The organism is Chamaesiphon minutus PCC 6605, from assembly GCF_000317145.1.
Classification (GTDB): domain Bacteria; phylum Cyanobacteriota; class Cyanobacteriia; order Cyanobacteriales; family Chamaesiphonaceae; genus Chamaesiphon; species Chamaesiphon minutus.
Window position 1 is genome coordinate 3694945 of sequence record NC_019697.1, and the last position, 16698, is coordinate 3711642.

A 16698-nucleotide genomic window follows, 5' to 3' on the forward strand; every position below is an offset into this window, starting at 1 on the left:
TCGTCCTACTTACTTCTATCTACCAACTCCTTAATAATGCGCTCCTGTTCTTCTACAGGTGTATCCGCTTTCATACAGTCGATCGGCAATCTTGCTAACATCTTCATGACTCAATAGGATGGTTTGCATAAATACCTCTCAGCGTCGCTACATATTATGACAAGATCTAATAATCGATCGAGTCATTCGCTTAGCGTCTCAAAGGTAGAATCGATCCAATGAAAAGGCTATAATTATTCAATCGCTCGATTCTATTTCCTGACTAATATCAGGACACAAATATTAATCTTGTAGGGGCAAGTTTGTGCGATCGATTCAAACCTGAAATCGACCTAATTCAAACCTGCCCAACCCCAACAATAACCTAAATATTTTTCTTCGCCAACGCGATCGATAAATTCGATCTGGATGTTAATTGTGGGTGAGGGCGGGTTCGTACAAAGGTTATTGTTACAATCGAAATTAATGGCATAAACCCGCCCCTACAGATTTTTGATTTTATGGTGATTCGTTAGTCAGCGTAGCCTCTCGCCTGGAGAATCATATTGCAAATACATAATTAAGTTGCTAACAACTGTGGCTGAAGGGAACCACTAATCTCTGATATTCGCTTTTGAGAATCAAATATTATTTTAATTGTATCATTGCCACGGATAGCGTTTATTTTATCTTCCGATAATTCAACGGTGAACCCTTGTGAATTGAGAAACGACTCACACATAATCCAATGCTCGACATCCACATTGGAAATAACGTCAGTAATTACCTCAATTGCTTGAGCCGCATCTATAGAGGAGAAAACTTCATTTGGGACATTGAAGACTAGAAAAAACAAGGCACCACCAGAATAAGGAGCGCGATAATAACAACATTTATTATCGTTTAAACCTGACGCTGCAAGGGATATTGAATGCCCATCAACGACATCAAGTGAAAAACTTCGATTTGTAAACTCTTCGATAGTATGCTGATTGCCAAAATCACGTAAAGCATTGCAAGACTGCAATATATTTGTTGAAAAATTGCTGCCCTCATTAGCCCAAGCCCATAGCCATGAATTATCTCCCTCAGCTTCTGTCCCTAGCAATTGAATTGGATACTGAAGATCCGCTCCAAATGCTACTACTCCTTGCTTGATGTTGATATTAAAATTTCGCTCTCCAAGGAATTGACCGAACTGGATTTGTTTGGCAAATGCAGTACCAACCTGCTGTGAAAGAATCTTAGTGAAGACATTCATAATCGATAGTATCTAGTCTTAGTATCATTAAGTGTTCCCTAATAATTCGATCGAGTTTGCCCAAACACACAAACAGATTCGACCCAGACGCTACATAGTAGGGATTCTCTGCTAAGATAAACTCTTGGGAAAATGCGGACTCGTGCCGCCAAGGGATGCATCTAGAACTTATGGTACACATCAAACAGGTAGAACTGTCCCATTTCAAGTCCTTCGGTGGTACTACCAAAGTCCCGATCTTACCCGGATTTACCGTGGTATCGGGGCCGAATGGTTCCGGTAAATCGAATATTCTCGACGCACTATTATTTTGTCTGGGATTGGCTAGCTCCAAAGGGATGCGGGCGGAACGGTTGCCGGATTTAGTCAATCACGATCGATCGAATCACAAAGGCGCGTCTGAAGCGATTGTGACGGTGACGTTCGATCTGGAAAATGATGATGAGCCAGCACCAGAAATTGAGGTTGTAGATGTCAGTAGTGTCTCCCCTGCTCCGCCGAAGCAGCGGTTGGCGAATGAGTGGGTGGTGACGCGGCGGTTGCGGGTGAATGCTCAGGGCGGTTATACGTCGAATTATGCGATTAATGGCGAGGCTTGCAATCTGGCGGAGTTGCACGAGCAATTGAACGCGCTGCGGATTTATCCTGAGGGCTATAATGTCGTGTTGCAGGGGGATGTCACCAGCATCATCTCGATGAATAGTAAGGAGCGGCGGGAAATTATCGACGAGTTGGCAGGTGTGGCAGCATTCGATCGCAAGATCGATCGCGCGAAGGATACACTAGATGAGGTCAAGGAAAAGGTCGAGAAATGTAATATCGTCGCCGCAGAATTGGTGGTGCAACGGGATAAGTTAGCACAGGATAAGATTAAGGCGGAGAAGTACCAAAGATTGCGGACGGAGTTTCAACAGAAATCTGTCGAAGAGGTGGTCTTAAAGTGGCAAAATTTACAACAGAAACAGGCGACAATTCAAACAGATTTAGGTAAGGGAAAAATTGCTCTAGGCGAGCTGGACAAACAACTCGTCGATTTGCAAGGAGAAATCGGCACGACGACGGCGGAAGTCGAACGATTGAATGCGTGCGTACGGGCATTGGGTGAAGAGAAATTATTAGCCGCTCAAGCGGAACTGGCAACGCAACAGGCAGAGCAGCGGCAACTGACACTGCAAAAAGAAGAACTAACCGCAACTCGATCGAACACTCATACTAACCAACAGCAATCCGCAAATCAATTAGCTAATTACGAGCAAGAATTTCATCGTTTAACTAGCGAGCAGCAGCAGTTAGAAACTACCCAACTGAAAAAGTCGGTAGCCGATCGTGATGAAGCCAAATATCAACTAGAATTAACCAAAGAAAAAGCCAGCTCGATCGCATCTGCATCGACGGCGTGGGTAGAGGAACAAACTCAAGTTAGTCGGCAGATCGAAACGACTCTGCAACTATTAAGTAAACAGCGCACAGCTCAAGCGCAACTTACCGAACGTCGCAGTCAATTAACTGCAAAAATTGCTGAAGAAACCGCACGATTGGCAACTGTTACGCCAGAATTAGCAGCAAACCAAAACAAGGTTTCTGACTTAGAAAATAAACTCGCTCAAGCTACTGGCGACTTAGCGGTATTAGAGAATAAACTTAACGCCGTTCAAGCAAATGTCGATACCCAACTCGAAACCCAAAAAAGATTATTACAAGAACAGCGCGACAAACAGCGATTAGTAGATAAATTAGAAGCCCAAAATCAGGCGCAAGCAGAAGCCCAAGGCACTTTTGCGACCAAAATTATTAAAGAAGCCAAAATTCCTGGCGTCTATGGCTTGGTAGCCCAATTAGGTAACGTCGCTCCGGCTTATCAATTGGCTCTAGAGATTGCTGCTGGAGCGAGAATGGGTAACTTAGTCGTCGAGGATGATGGCGTTGCTTCGCGCGCGATCGAAATTCTCAAACAAAAACGCGGCGGACGGGCGACATTTTTACCATTAAATAAGATTAATGCTCAGCCATTAAAAGAGAATGCCGCACTCAGAGCGACTCAAGGTTTTATCGATTATGCCGTCAATTTGGTAGACTTCGATCGCGAGTATGAGAATATCTTTAATTATGTGTTTGGTGGGACAATTGTATTCGACAGGCTCGATCGAGCGCGGAGTTTATTAGGCAGACATCGGATCGTTACGCTCGATGGCGAATTGCTCGAATCCAGCGGGGCAATGACGGGGGGTAATATTTCCCAAAAATCCACGCTCCATTTTGGTACCGCCGATGCGAGTGAATCTGCCGAAGTTCGTAGTCTCCAGCAGCGGCTGGGCGAAATCGAACAGATTTTGCAAGTCAGTATTGAAGTAGTCAATAACAGCAATACCGAACTCCGTAAACTCACTACCGCTGTATCTGATACTCGCCAAAATCAACGGGAAATCAAACTCAATTTCGAGCGCAATCAACAGGAAATCGGGCAATTAACAACCCAACAAACCCAACTTCAACAGCAGATTTTTAAAAACCAGCAAGATCTCGATCGGACCATCACCGATCTTACTGCACTAGAACAAGCCTTACCCGCCCAGGAAGCCGCCCTCGCGGAGCTTCATGCCGAACTAGCCGAACTCGAAAAATCAGGCGTTCACAGCGATTGGCAAGCCATTCAGACAGAGATTAAATCCCAAGAACAACAATTAAATCAACGCCAACAAGCCTTAACCGCCTTCGAGCAAAAACTCCAAGAAATCGATCGCCAACGCAGTATCTTAACTGAAAAAATCTCTGAAAATCAGCGACGGACATCTGAATATATCGAACAAATTGGCGGACTCGATCGCAAGTTGACCGATATTAATACTAGACTAACTGGGATTGGGGACTCGATCGCCACCACCAAAGCATCGCTCGTCATCCTCGAACAAGAACTTGGCACCGACAAACAAGAACGCGACAAAGCCGAAGCCAAACTGCGCCAACTCCACCTCAACCTCCAAGAATTGCAGTGGGAGCAGCAAAAACTCACCGAACTCCAACAGCAACGCCAAACCGAAATCGATAACCTGATTATCCAAATCGCCACCCAACGCACCGAACTCCCCGCCGAACTCCCCGAACTCCCCCCCGAATCTCAAACCGACGAATACCTCGCCTCCCTCCAATCCCAAATCCGCCTGCTTCAAAAGCGGATGGAAGGAATGGAACCCGTCAACATGCTCGCCCTCGAAGCTTACGAAGAAACCAATAACCGCCTCCAAGAACTCAGCGACAAACTCGCCACTCTTGAAGCCGAAAGCATGGAACTCCTGCTCCGCATCGAAAACTTCACCACCCTGCGCTTCCAAGCATTTAGCGAAGCCTTTGATGCCGTCAATGCCAACTTCCAAAACATCTTCGCCGAACTCTCTGACGGGGACGGCTTCCTTCAATTAGAAGATGCTGAAAACCCCTTCAACGGCGGCTTAAATCTCGTCGCCCACCCTAAAGGTAAACCCGTTCAACGCCTTTCCTCAATGTCAGGGGGCGAGAAATCCCTCACAGCTCTAAGTTTTATCTTTGCCCTCCAACGCTATCGCCCATCGCCCTTCTACGCCTTCGATGAGGTAGATATGTTCCTGGATGGGGCGAATGTGGAACGCTTGTCGAAGATGATTCGCAAGCAAGCCAATCAAGCTCAGTTTCTAGTCGTGAGTCTGCGTCGTCCGATGATTGAAGCGGCGGATCGGACGATCGGGGTGACGCAAGCACGGGGAGCTTATACTCAGGTATTGGGCATCAATCTCAAGACTTCAGCGTAGAGATATTGTGGTCGATCTCTGTCATTGCTTATACCTCGTGTCCTGTTATAACTAAGTCATGTCTAATCTAGTTCCAGATTCAGGAGATCGCAGCGATAGCCAAATTACTCCGAATGACAGAGATAGTCCCGATTTATATTTCCAGGAGCTAATCGTCCAGCAACAAAACTCCTTAACTCCCACAACAGATCTCGACGAGTACAAGAAAAGACTGGAGATTATCCAGATGGCGATCGATCTCAGTGAAAAGAAGACCAATATAGAGCGCAAGGCTACTCAGGATGCAATAAATTTAGAGATTGCTAAAATAGAATTAAGCGATCGCCAGATTCGATCGACTGAAGTAAAATTCAAAACTATATTTAAGATCGTTGCTATTCCTGCATTCATTGGTGCTGGAATATATATCTGGTATACTTCCGATTCAATTTTAGGATCTGCGCTTTTATTTTTAGGCTTACGACTGGCTCTATCTAATGAAGATGCAATGAAAAGTATTAATACGATTAAAGACTTACTTTCAAAATAGCTATTAGCTAGCCCTTAATATACAAGCCGATTATATGCAAGATCGAATCAATCAAAACATTGAAAAAAAATCAAATCTTACACCATCAATTGAATTAATCAATGGATATTACTTATCATTTTTAGCAATAGGATTATCTTTAGTTTTATTGAGAAACGATCTTAGTAGCGACCTAAAGCAAGGATTATTTTTTGTCTTAATGGCTTTGATATTTGGTTCTATCGATCTATTCAAGAGTGCTGCTAACAAAGAAATCAATGCAGGCGAAGACAAGCGATATTCAAAAATAGTTGTACATGGAGATTATTATAATCGAATTGGAGATGAGGTCTACAATACATCAAATGAGAATATTGCAGATATCAAAATGGATACTCCATCTAACTACTTTGATGTCCTTAAAGTAATTGAGGTAGTACCAGATTCACCAAATCCAAACCAACCAGGCATCAAAGATGTATTGGTTCAATTACATTCTTATGTTGAATCTGATTCAACATTATTAGTATCAGAGAAAGAAAAAATATTTGAGTTAATTAAACAAATGGCGATCGAAGCCCAAGCAGATCCAATTAATAACTATGCAATATCTGTTATTGAATCAATCCAGAAAATAGATAGAAACACAGATTTTAAAGCTCGGATTGTTCGGGCTTTAAAAGCTGGCTCAATGTTAGCATTTGATGAATACTTGTCCAAAAATTCATCTATAAAAATTGTGGAAGCTGCTATTAAAGGATGGATGGAAGAAACAAAACAAACATAGTAAGCTCGATCGTCGGTCGATTATAATTTTAAGCTCGAAACGATCGAATATATTTAGGAGATCTTGCACAACAGGAGTCATAGTTTTCTCCTTTTCAATTTTAAGTAGAAAGGGAATATAGGTAAATCCTTAGTAAACCTTCTTCCCTATCTACGGCTCGATCCTACAGCGAATCGATAAAGATCTCATCCGTCCAACTGCCATGCAATCCATAAGGAATGTGGTGAGTCAGATGTAGAGTAGCGACAGCTCCCTTGGTGAGATCTGCGGCGTCTAAAACGACCACAGCCGATCGATCCTTTGCACCATCATAAATCATCGCAATCAGCCAGCCATCGTCCTCTTGGGTGCCACCAGGACGCGGTACAAAGACGGGTTCGTTGACATACCCAGTTGGTGCTGCCGTCCACAATTGCTGCTCGCCAGTTTCGCGATCTAATTTGAGGATGCTTTGGAGTGGCGCGTTACCATTACAGGTTTGCGCGGCACCCATGTAGACATAGCGATAGGGATAGCCGACATTAGCGGGATTGATGGTAGGAAATTCGCAGCAGCGGGGTTCGACTAGGGTGCTCTCTACCTGACGAGTTTGGAGATCCATTTCAAATCGCCAGAGTTGTCCTGGTGAAAGCGAACTAAAATTAGTATCGCGAAAATCTTTGCCCTCTTCAATTTCGGGGAAAGTAGCATATGCGATCGAATCGATCGAGATCTTACCATCGTGCTCGAAGGCATTGGCATGGTGGAAGACAAATCCCGATTTTGTTTCCAGCATTTGGACTTTCTCACCGCTGTGGGAATTGCGAGGAATGATAATAATCTTGGTGGGTTTTTCGGGTTGGAATTTGACACATTCACCCGCACCTTTTAAGCCAAATAAGAACGGGAAGGGGTTGAAGCCGACCGGATTTTGGAAGAAGATACAATAGTTAGGCGTAATCGCAAAATCGTGAATGAATGCAAATCCAGGAATTGTGTGGGAATGTTCTTTGACGACTTTACCATCGAGATCTAATTCGTAGATCGTAATTCCCGTCAGGAGTCCAGTGGTGTCGAATTTGCCAGCCTTCAATCCAAAGTTGACCATGCGGTTTTGTTTGGGATCGAATAATGGATGAGCGGCAAAAGGGTCACCTGGTTTGAGGGTGTTATTTAGATACTCAATACCTAATGTATTTAAAGTTTTGGGATCGAGGCGGTGGGGTTCGGCAGCTTCCCACAGCGCGAGTAATTTACCACCCCAATAAACGACTTGAGTATTGGCAATGTTCTTGAGATTGACATCAAAAGCATTACTCAACCAACCGCCAGCTTTTTGAGTACCAAACACACCGCGATAGAGAAATTTTCCGGCAGCTTTTTCGGCAACGTAGGCTTCAGTTTGGACAAAACGATTGAGAAAGTGGGCTTTGCCATCCTTAAATGTAATTCGACAAATCATCCCATCGCCGTCGAATGGATGACGAACTGCATCCTCATTAATATCGAATAATCCCGGCCCATTCCGGAATAATGTCCCCGTTAATTCGGGTGGGATTTGTCCATCAATTTCGGTAATTTGATAGTCATATTCTTGAGGTTGCGATCGATATCCTTGTCTCCATTGTGTAATGTCATATGGGAGTTCGGTAGATTTAGTTTGCATATATATATGTGTGTGAGGAAAGAGAAATTAACTTTGGTTGGGTTTGCGTTACCCCCCAATATCCTTGCAAAGAGGGGACTGTTTGGCTCTTGTTCTCTTCCCTTGGCAAAAAGGGCGATCGAGTGAAAGTTCCCCGTCTGAGCGAGATGCCCGCAGGTCAGATTGGGTAGATCTCCACAGTAACTTCAACCTCAACCTTCTGCATTAGTTTCGAGGATTTCTGGCAACATATCGGGGAGAAAAGATTGGTTACCAACAATGCCCGTTTGTTGATGCTCGATTGCACTAGCAGGTGGGATCGATTGGTGAGTAGTGACTATTTCTGGTGGGTCTTCATTTGGTAATAAATTAATAAATATTAATGGCAACAGACTAACGAGATTGGCAATTAAAACCAACAACCATAACTTATCAAAATTATGTTCGTTTACTCCGAGTAAGTGAGTGAGAATTGCACCACCTTCTTTAGATACTAAACCCGATAAATTTATTACCGACATCAGTAGCGCAAATAAAGTAGCTTCGATTCCGGGCGGACACAATCTCGCTGCCAAAACTAGCACTGGCATGAATGTCAATTGACCCATTACCGTCAGCACCAAACTATCCCCAAGAGCAAACCAATGGTCGTCGATTCCTAATGTCCTATTCGTATGAGTCACTAATAATAGTGCTGTCAAACCGAGTAGAGATGAGAATAATGTCGTCCAGATAAAAATTTGCCGAAACGGGATGGTTTTTAAAAAGCGTTGAAATAACCACACGCCCAGTAGTGAGGCCAAACTAGTGACTAATCGCACCCTACCTAGAAATTCTGGTGTAAATCCCAATTCATTGGTACTGAAGTAGAAAAATGCCGAATCCGCCGTCGGTGTAGATTGCCACAGAAACAGAAATAGTGTGGGCATCCAGATGACTTTCTGAGTCAAGGCTTGCCACAATTGCTGCATCTGCTCTTTAACTATTGTATTGCGTTCGCCATCGGCGGGGGTAATGGGTTCCTCGGCAATCCACAATGCTGCTGCCGAAACCAGCAACGGAAATGCCGCCGTAAACTCAAATACCGTGCGGGTATTAAAGTGCTCGAGGAGTTGACCGCTAAAATAGGCTGTCAGCAGTCCACCTAATGCCGACGCACCCCAACATAGCGATTGTAAAGAACCCGCTTTGGCTACCGATTCATTCCTGGCACGTTCGACAATTAGGGAATCAACAATTACATCGCTAAATGCTACCGATAAAGAAGTAATCGCGATCGCAATTGTTGCAGTAGTAGCGGTATGTACCAGCGTTGCCAAGCTCAACCAAGCACCCACGCCCAACAAACCCGATAAAATCAGGTATGGACGTCGCCTATAACCAAAAATTGGCAAACCATCGGAAATAAATCCGAAGACAGGCTTAATTACCCACGGCAAAGCAGCTATCCCCATCAGCGCAGCGACTTCGGCAGGCGATAGTGCTAGTTCGTCTTTAAGAAAAAAGCTTACCGCCAGTCGGGAGATGCCCAGAATGCCCTGAACGGCATATACCATCAAGATTGCCAGTAATTCGGGACTCGGTTGATGTCCGAATAGTATCTTGGTAAAGAAGGAATTTTGAGGATCTATTTCTGGTGACTCAGAACGCTCGGTCAGCATTATTAATAAATGTTACGCGATATCTAAGCTCTATGTTAACTCATCTTTACGATTGGGGATTGGCGAGATTGGGGATTGAGGGTTCGAGATTGGGGATTGGGGATTGGGGATTGGGGGAGAGGGGAGCAAGCAACTAGAGTATTTTGCATAAAGCCTAAAGCCTAAAGCCTAAAGCCTAAAGCCTAATCCCTACTCAATAATGAACCAATGAGATAATTGGTACATCTGGCAACAGAGAGCGACCATTGAGAGCATCCAATTCGATGACAAAGGCGCAACCGACTAAATTAGCACCAATTTCTTGCAATAACTTGGCTGTAGCTGCGGCTGTGCCACCAGTAGCAATTAAGTCATCGACGATTAAAATTCGACCATCAGGAGCTACAGCATCTTTGTGAATTTCTAGTTTGTCCGTTCCATATTCCAGTGCGTATTCCACACAATGAACGTCAGCGGGTAATTTGCCTGGTTTGCGGACGGGGATAAAACCGATCCCTAATTTGTAAGCTAGTGCTGCACCAAAGATAAAGCCCCGCGATTCCATCCCAACGATGTACTGAGGTTGTAGATCTACAACTTTAGCGGCTAAGGTATCGATCGAGTATTTTAATCCAGCGGGATCGCTTAGGAGCGTAGTAATGTCGCGAAATAAGATTCCAGGTTTGGGAAAGTCAGGAATGTCACGAATGAGAGCTTTTAAATCCATAATACCGATCGGGATGGGTTAAGGGTGAATAAGAATCGATCGTCGATGGTTAGGGGTTAATTGTCAATTGCGTTTGGGTACAGCAGAGGCTATAGGAGCGACGATTTAGAGGTTAAATCAAATTAAAATCGAAGTGAGATAATGGCCAACAGCAACGCCGAAGATCGGGTTTCGATCGAATTGAGTTACAGCAATGTGGTTAAGCTCTAAAATTCGGGTATGCTGATGTTGACGATCGAAACCAAGAATTCAAGATCGAGTGCAACAATTTTGCCATGGAATTGAGTCTAGATCTCTAATAATTTCTACCGCATCTATACTAGTCGATCGATCCTTGTAATATGACTGCATCGCTGATCAATGGCCCCATGTCCGAATCCCTCATGGGAATTATCGAAAGCTTACCCCACCCCGGTATCGTTGGAGACGCTTGTCCGCGCCGCACCAAAGTCGAACTCGATTTGATTTTACTCGCGATCGAAGCGATCGAGTCAGGCAGTTCGGAACAAATGTTACAACTTGCCAAAGAGTTAAACCTGAGCGAAATTATCAAAAATCGCATCGTCCTGTGGCGGATGCGCTCGACAAATCCGATGCGGCGCGCCCACACGCGGCGCATCCTATCGATTAAAGAAGCCAAAGCTCTCAGTGCGATCTCGTGTAGATTAGCCAGTCGTCTGGCCGTTCCCATTCGTCAACTCCTCCAAGCCGAGCAGCAGCTTAGCGACAAGCAAATTCCCCCTGAATACAATTTCCGCCTTTCGGAATATTTAGACCGCTTCCGCGCCCATTTTCGCAGTAGAATGAATCCTCGCCGCGCGAAGGTGAGTATTTATCAAGAGGATGATAAGTTAAATGAGTTGGCAATTTCGTTGCTGACTAAGCTATTGTTTTGCACTGGTACGTTGGGTACGCAGCGGTTGTGGATGAGTCTATTTGATGGAGAAGTGAAGTAAAGTCGATTGTGGATTGCGGATTGCGGATTGCGGATTTTAGATTAAAATTCAAGAGCTGGGGCGATCGATCGATTACCAGCAACTTAGTTTAAAATCCCCAATCCCCAATCGATATGACACAAGAATATTATCAGCAAGGATTAGCTAAAGCTAAAGCGGGAGATTACCGTGGGGCGATTGCGGATTTCGAGTTGGCTTTGATTTCTGCGCCAGAATGGGCTGAACTTTACTATCGGCGAGGTTTAGCCTATTTCGATCTGGGCGAGGTTTTAACGGCGGTTTCTGACTATACACAGGCATTGGCAATCGATTCGCAGCATCGCGATTGCTCTTATGCTCGCGCTCTAGCCAGATTGACGCTGAAGAATTTTCCTGGCGCGATGGAAGATATCGATCGAGCAATCCTCTTCGGTCGAGATTACGCGCCAGCATATCAGCTCAAAGGGTTGGTGTGCAAAAAGCTAGCCAAATATCCAGAGGCGATTTCTGCTTATAAGGTAGCCGCAAATTTATATTTAACTCAACAAGATCCGATTAATAGTCAGCGATGTCTGGAGCTAGCGCGATCGTTACAACCCAAACAATTCGAGGCTCCAATCGTCCCAAAGCCGATATCTAGACCCCCGTTAACCACTCCCGAACAGTTTTATGCCCAACTATTAGAACAAGGCGAACGCGGCGAGCTTCAAGGCGCGATCGATAATGCTAATTGGGCGATTCAAACTAGTCCGAATGATGCCTGGGCGTATGCCTGTCGTGGTGCATTATATACCAAACGCGGCGATCGTTCGGCAGCTTTAGCAGATTTTAATCAAGCAATAAAACTCGATCCTAACTCCCATGTCGCTTATCGCGGGCGCGGCAAATTACGCGATCGCATGGGCGATTATCAGGGCGCGATTTTGGATTTCAATCGCGCTTTAACAATCGAACCAGGCGATGTATTTATCTATTTAGCACGCGGCAATGCACGGGTCAATCTACAGGAATATACCACGGCGATCGGCGATTTTACCCAAGCGATCGCGATCGATTCTCAAGAACCTTTAGCTTATCTATATCGAGCGCAAACATACATCAAAATAGAAGAATTAAACCAGGCGATCGACGACTATCAATTAGCTGCAAATATCTATTTAGAACGTCAAGATCTGACTAAATATCAAGACACACTCAAGAATTTACAAAAGCTCCAACGTTCCGCACCCAAAGCAACGCCACCACCAACTACAGCTCCTTCTAACTCGCCAGGAAATGAAGCACTTCGCCAACGCTTATATATCTTAGTCAGCGGTCACTGGGCGATTGCGCAACGACTGATCGATAGGCTTAAAGAAGAGCATCCAGGAAATCCAGAAGATTGGTATTTGCAACGGGTAATCTCTAATCTAGAAAATGGATTGTAAACGCAACATCGATCGACAAGTAGGCGATCGTAATTAATTATAAAATAGTGTGTGGGTTGGGTAGTGCCCAACAGCTAAGTTTCAGGTATTATCTATGTGTTTCGATAAGTTGTTGAAAGGATAAAAGAGCTTGTTGATGGCGGGCACCCGCAACATCGGTAAAATCATTGTGTCCGGCATTTGCTATCCACAGATACATTTTAGGTTGTGGGGCAGCTTTGTAAAGCGATCGACCGTGGTCAAAGGGGATTATTTCATCAGATTGTCCGTGCATTACTAACACGGGACAGCGAACTTTTGAGATCTTATCGAGATTAGTAAACTTATCGAATGGTAATAAGGGAAAAGGGACGACGACTCGAAAGGCGGATGTAAATGTGCTCTCTAAAATTAAGCCCCCAACTGTATTATTAGCGGCTAATTCAGTTGCCGAACCGCCACCGACAGATCGACCATAGATAATAATCTGACTAGCTGGTATTTCGATCTGTCCGGTTAGATAAGTATATGCAGCATCGGCATCTTCATAAGCATTACTTTCGCTAGGTTTGCCGCTACTGGTACCGTAACCGCGATAGTCATAGGCAAACACGCTAAATCCCCAGCTATGTAAACGCTCTAATTGCGAACGAATATCGCCCAGATCTTCGGCATTGCCATGAATGTAAAGTAAGGTATATTTAGCTTGAGGATTGGGTAAATATATTGCTGAAATCTGTTCTGTTTTAGCGATCGGCAATTTGATAATATCCTTGGTATCTATGTAACTAGCAGGCTGCGGCAAAAAAATCATGCTATCGGCTCGAACAAAGATAATTAGCGTAAAGCATACATAAACAAATAATAGCAATTGCCCCAATTTTTGCCAGCTAAAGTCACCAACGAGTAGTTTGTGAAATGGAAATTGGCGCATAAATATTTAGAGCAAGTTCGATCGGATTATGTTGATGATGCCCGATTTTTAGACCGCGATCGATCCTGCTTGGAGAGAACGGGTTTTGTTTTGTATCCAACAGTACAATCAATATTAAATAGCATCAACTCACATCTTGCACCAATACGGAAAGACTAGTCGGGTACCCACAAGGGGCACCCCTACGCAATTAATCTGTAGGGGTGCCCCTGTCTTGTCTTGTCTCGCATAATCCGGGAGGAAACCTCCCGGCTGCGAGCCGCTGACGCACACAAACGGGAGGGAGCGATGCGCGCACGCCTTTGTTTCCCGCCGGGATAGCGCATCAGCGACGCATCGACCTGGAGGTTTCCTCCAGGTTGTGTGCGTCAAGACAAGACAACCTCCCGTTCGTTGGCGGAGCCTTCCCGAAGGGAGCTGCGTCGCTTGTGGGTACCCTGGTTCTACACTCGGAGACTGGGAGAAAGAAACGGTACCCTCATTTCCGCTGCTTAGAAATAGTATGCTTGAACTGGTGCAAGATGTGAGTCAACCCGCCCCTACAGACCCATATCAACTCATAATCGATCGAGATTACAACAATACCTTTCCAATCCTAGCCATTTTGCTAGGTGAAATTCCCCCCATCATTCTAGTACTGTCAGACTCGATCTCGCGGCACAATGAAAACATTCAAGCCAGACGCAGAGCAAAGAACATGTCTTCATTACTGGAATTATCTAATAGTTTAGCCGATACCGTCGCCGCAGCCGGAACGGCGATTGTCGCGATCGAGACCGGACGGCGATTTTCTCCTAGCGGCATCCACTGGCGCAAAGGCATAGTGGTTACTTCCGATGAATCTCTCAAAAGCCATGACGATTTAATGCTCGTCAGTGCTAGCGGCAAAGCCACACCGATCGTCCTTCTGGGTCGCGATCCCTCTACAGATATTGCCGTATTTACACTTGCAGACGCCGATAGCCTGCCTGTAGCCACCGTCGGCGATACAGCTAACTTAAAAGTCGGTCATCTAGTCCTGGGGTTAGCTAGAAGCCCCGAAGGCGATATCCGCGCTTCACTGGGCACGGTGAGCGTGCTGGGCGACTCTTGGCAGAGTATGAGCGGCGGGACGATCGATCGCTATATCCGCCCCGATTTAACCCTCTACAGGGGATTTGCGGGGGGTGCATTAGTCGATGCAGGCGGACGGATCGTGGGCATGAATACCACTGGGAAACGCGGTACCGCATTGACAATTCCAGCCGAAACGATCGATCGAGTCGTCTCCCAACTAGTCGCCAAAGGACGCATCGCGCGAGGCTATCTAGGCGTGGGAATGCAGCCAGTCCGCCTATCCCCACAACTAACTAGCTCGCTCAATTTAAACATGCCAACTGGGGTCATCCTCATCAACGTCGAACCCCACAGCCCAGCCGAGAAAGGTGGTTTACTATTAGGCGATATCTTAATCCGTTGGGAGGGCACACCCATAGCCGATCCCAGCGATGTCCGCGCCTTCCTGAATCGCGGCGATCGCGTCGGACAACAAGTAAACATCAGCATCATCCGAGGCGGTACGCTAGTCGAACTATCGATCGAGATTGGCGAACGGTAGATGAGGGAACGGGGGGACGAGGGGACGGGGAGACGCGTCCCGCCCCTCAACGGGGGGTCTGGGGGTCGGCACCCCCAGATCCGGGTTCTGTCCCCACCAGAAAACCCCACTAGTACAGGTATCGCTCGTTGACCAAAATACTAAGCACAATTAGTCACATTCCAGAATTAATGGCTATTACTGAAGTAGACACCCAACTAGCCGCACTGGCACACCAACTACGATCGATTACCGTCAAAATCCGCATCGGTAACCTCAGCATCGGCACAGGCACCATTTGGCGATCGGACGGTTTAATCATCACCAACGCCCATGTCGCAACTAGAGCCAGATCGATCGTCGAACTACCCGACGGACGATCGTTTCCTGCTATTCGCACCCACTTCGACCCCCAACAAGATCTCGCCGCACTGCAAATCGATACAACTAATCTCACAGCAGCCGAAATCGCCGACATCGAGAGATTGCGCGTCGGCGAACTAGTAGTAGCCGTTGGCAACCCCCTAAGCGATCGCGGTGCAGTCACCACCGGGACGCTGTACGCCAGCCAACCAGGAGCGATCGTGGCCGATATCCAACTTTATCCCGGCAATTCTGGTGGCCCTTTAGCCGACTGTTTGGGAAGAGTTATCGGGATTAATACAATGATTGTCGATGGTTTGGCGATCGCGATCCCGATTACCAAAGTAGCAGCAATGCTCGATCTCGATCGTCACTCACGCGGAGTAGCCTGATGATTCGGGTATTGGTTGTAGCTACTGCGGCGGTGTCTCGTGCCGGATTGTCTGGCGCACTGTCGCTCGATCCTACACTCAAAGTTGTTGGCACAGCGGCAGATCTCGATACTTTGGGGGAGGAAGTCGATCGATGGCAACCCGACATCATCTTGCTCGATCTGGGCGACTCACCTCAAACATCCGTCTGGGATGAGTTAAATCGTCTGCAAGCGGCGCGATCGCCCGAACATATCCCGATCGCGCTTTACGATTGGGAGGGAGATTTTCAGGCAGCGATACAGGCTGGCGTGCGGGGAATCTTGCCCGATACAAGTACCGAATTAGAACTCGGTGCCGCGATTGCCGCGATTGCCAGAGGGTGGCTGGTGCTGCCGCCTAGCGCGATCGAGTTATTCGAGCTGCGAGAAAAAGTCACCACCGAACCCGTAGCAATTTTGACACCCCGTGAGATTGAGGTCTTAGTTCAGATTGGGTTGGGGTTGGGAAATAAAGCGATCGCTCAAAATTTACATATTTCCGACCATACGGTGAAATTTCACATTTCATCTATTTTTCAGAAGTTAAATGTTTCTACCCGTACCGAAGCTGTGACTGCGGGAATCCGGATGGGTTTAGTTTTGCTATAACTGACATCTAACCTGAATTTAGTAGACAAATTCCGTAAAAGGTAGTAAAACAAAAAATGCCAATATCCAAGCTGGAGAAGTCAAAGAAGTCGTTGGATAAATAAGTAGACTGATAATTATATAAACACTGAAAAATAGAATAAATCTTTTAAGCT

At 45.8% G+C, this 16698-nt stretch carries 13 protein-coding genes; 8 read left to right on the forward strand and 5 right to left on the reverse strand.

Annotation, left to right across the window (positions count from 1 at the left end; genetic code table 11):
• Positions 1 to 559 precede the first annotated feature (559 nt).
• Positions 560 to 1240 (reverse strand): DUF6882 domain-containing protein, encoded by a 681-nt coding sequence (locus CHA6605_RS16930; protein ID WP_015160629.1) that lies wholly within the window; start codon positions 1238 to 1240, stop codon positions 560 to 562.
• Between the two features lie 170 nt (positions 1241 to 1410).
• Between CHA6605_RS16930 and smc the strand changes: the two genes are divergently transcribed.
• From smc to CHA6605_RS16945, 3 genes are read left to right on the forward strand one after another with little or no spacing between them, the layout of a single operon-like run.
• Positions 1411 to 5022, forward strand: coding sequence for a chromosome segregation protein SMC (smc, locus tag CHA6605_RS16935; protein ID WP_041549567.1), 3612 nt, complete (start codon positions 1411 to 1413; stop codon positions 5020 to 5022).
• 58 nt (positions 5023 to 5080) lie between these two features.
• Complete coding sequence (locus tag CHA6605_RS16940; RefSeq protein WP_015160631.1) at positions 5081 to 5551, forward strand: hypothetical protein; 471 nt, start codon at positions 5081 to 5083, stop codon at positions 5549 to 5551.
• Positions 5552 to 5585: 34 nt separating this feature from the next.
• Positions 5586 to 6317, forward strand: coding sequence for a hypothetical protein (locus CHA6605_RS16945; RefSeq protein WP_015160632.1), 732 nt, complete (start codon positions 5586 to 5588; stop codon positions 6315 to 6317).
• 163 nt (positions 6318 to 6480) lie between these two features.
• On the opposite strand, the gene CHA6605_RS16950 is transcribed toward CHA6605_RS16945, so the two are convergent.
• The 3 genes from CHA6605_RS16950 to CHA6605_RS16960 all read right to left on the reverse strand — a co-directional run bounded on the left by CHA6605_RS16950 (position 6481) and on the right by CHA6605_RS16960 (position 10308).
• A complete protein-coding gene (locus CHA6605_RS16950; RefSeq protein WP_015160633.1) occupies positions 6481 to 7962 on the reverse strand; it encodes a carotenoid oxygenase family protein in 1482 nt (493 codons plus the stop codon).
• A 191-nt stretch (positions 7963 to 8153) separates the two neighbouring features.
• On the reverse strand, positions 8154 to 9602 hold the full coding sequence (locus CHA6605_RS16955) for a folate/biopterin family MFS transporter (RefSeq protein WP_015160634.1): 1449 nt from the start codon (positions 9600 to 9602) through the stop codon (positions 8154 to 8156).
• Between the two features lie 193 nt (positions 9603 to 9795).
• A complete protein-coding gene (locus CHA6605_RS16960; protein ID WP_015160635.1) occupies positions 9796 to 10308 on the reverse strand; it encodes an adenine phosphoribosyltransferase in 513 nt (170 codons plus the stop codon).
• Between the two features lie 341 nt (positions 10309 to 10649).
• Between CHA6605_RS16960 and CHA6605_RS16965 the strand changes: the two genes are divergently transcribed.
• A complete protein-coding gene (locus CHA6605_RS16965; protein WP_015160636.1) occupies positions 10650 to 11264 on the forward strand; it encodes a DUF3038 domain-containing protein in 615 nt (204 codons plus the stop codon).
• A 113-nt stretch (positions 11265 to 11377) separates the two neighbouring features.
• Positions 11378 to 12670 carry a tetratricopeptide repeat protein gene (locus CHA6605_RS16970; RefSeq protein WP_015160637.1) on the forward strand — a complete coding sequence of 431 codons (1293 nt, stop codon included), beginning with the start codon at positions 11378 to 11380 and terminating at the stop codon, positions 12668 to 12670.
• Positions 12671 to 12758: 88 nt separating this feature from the next.
• Here CHA6605_RS16970 and CHA6605_RS16975 read toward each other — a convergent pair whose 3' ends face one another.
• Entirely contained in the window at positions 12759 to 13583 is an 825-nt protein-coding gene (locus CHA6605_RS16975; protein ID WP_015160638.1) for an alpha/beta hydrolase, read from the reverse strand.
• A 502-nt stretch (positions 13584 to 14085) separates the two neighbouring features.
• On the opposite strand from CHA6605_RS16975, the gene CHA6605_RS16980 reads away from it, so the two are divergent.
• The 3 genes from CHA6605_RS16980 to CHA6605_RS16990 all read left to right on the forward strand — a co-directional run bounded on the left by CHA6605_RS16980 (position 14086) and on the right by CHA6605_RS16990 (position 16543).
• The gene (locus CHA6605_RS16980; protein ID WP_015160639.1) at positions 14086 to 15180 is read left to right on the forward strand and encodes a S1C family serine protease; all 1095 of its coding nucleotides are present in this window, start codon (positions 14086 to 14088) and stop codon (positions 15178 to 15180) included.
• A gap of 170 nt (positions 15181 to 15350) precedes the next feature.
• Positions 15351 to 15914, forward strand: coding sequence for a S1C family serine protease (locus CHA6605_RS16985; protein ID WP_015160640.1), 564 nt, complete (start codon positions 15351 to 15353; stop codon positions 15912 to 15914).
• Positions 15914 to 16543 carry a response regulator transcription factor gene (locus CHA6605_RS16990; RefSeq protein ID WP_015160641.1) on the forward strand — a complete coding sequence of 210 codons (630 nt, stop codon included), beginning with the start codon at positions 15914 to 15916 and terminating at the stop codon, positions 16541 to 16543. The genes CHA6605_RS16985 and CHA6605_RS16990 overlap by 1 nt, the downstream gene beginning before the upstream one ends.
• The last annotated feature ends 155 nt before the right edge of the window (positions 16544 to 16698 follow it).

Excerpts from the sequence above, each read along its gene's own strand:
- CHA6605_RS16930 (WP_015160629.1), bottom strand. The coding sequence starts at position 1,240 with ATGAATGTCTTCACTAAGATTCTTTCACAGCAGGTTGGTACTGCATTT.
- smc (WP_041549567.1), top strand. The coding sequence starts at position 1,411 with ATGGTACACATCAAACAGGTAGAACTGTCCCATTTCAAGTCCTTCGGT.
- CHA6605_RS16940 (WP_015160631.1), top strand. The coding sequence starts at position 5,081 with ATGTCTAATCTAGTTCCAGATTCAGGAGATCGCAGCGATAGCCAAATT.
- CHA6605_RS16945 (WP_015160632.1), top strand. The coding sequence starts at position 5,586 with ATGCAAGATCGAATCAATCAAAACATTGAAAAAAAATCAAATCTTACA.
- CHA6605_RS16950 (WP_015160633.1), bottom strand. The coding sequence starts at position 7,962 with ATGCAAACTAAATCTACCGAACTCCCATATGACATTACACAATGGAGA.
- CHA6605_RS16955 (WP_015160634.1), bottom strand. The coding sequence starts at position 9,602 with ATGCTGACCGAGCGTTCTGAGTCACCAGAAATAGATCCTCAAAATTCC.
- CHA6605_RS16960 (WP_015160635.1), bottom strand. The coding sequence starts at position 10,308 with ATGGATTTAAAAGCTCTCATTCGTGACATTCCTGACTTTCCCAAACCT.
- CHA6605_RS16965 (WP_015160636.1), top strand. The coding sequence starts at position 10,650 with ATGACTGCATCGCTGATCAATGGCCCCATGTCCGAATCCCTCATGGGA.
- CHA6605_RS16970 (WP_015160637.1), top strand. The coding sequence starts at position 11,378 with ATGACACAAGAATATTATCAGCAAGGATTAGCTAAAGCTAAAGCGGGA.
- CHA6605_RS16975 (WP_015160638.1), bottom strand. The coding sequence starts at position 13,583 with ATGCGCCAATTTCCATTTCACAAACTACTCGTTGGTGACTTTAGCTGG.
- CHA6605_RS16980 (WP_015160639.1), top strand. The coding sequence starts at position 14,086 with ATGCTTGAACTGGTGCAAGATGTGAGTCAACCCGCCCCTACAGACCCA.
- CHA6605_RS16985 (WP_015160640.1), top strand. The coding sequence starts at position 15,351 with ATGGCTATTACTGAAGTAGACACCCAACTAGCCGCACTGGCACACCAA.
- CHA6605_RS16990 (WP_015160641.1), top strand. The coding sequence starts at position 15,914 with ATGATTCGGGTATTGGTTGTAGCTACTGCGGCGGTGTCTCGTGCCGGA.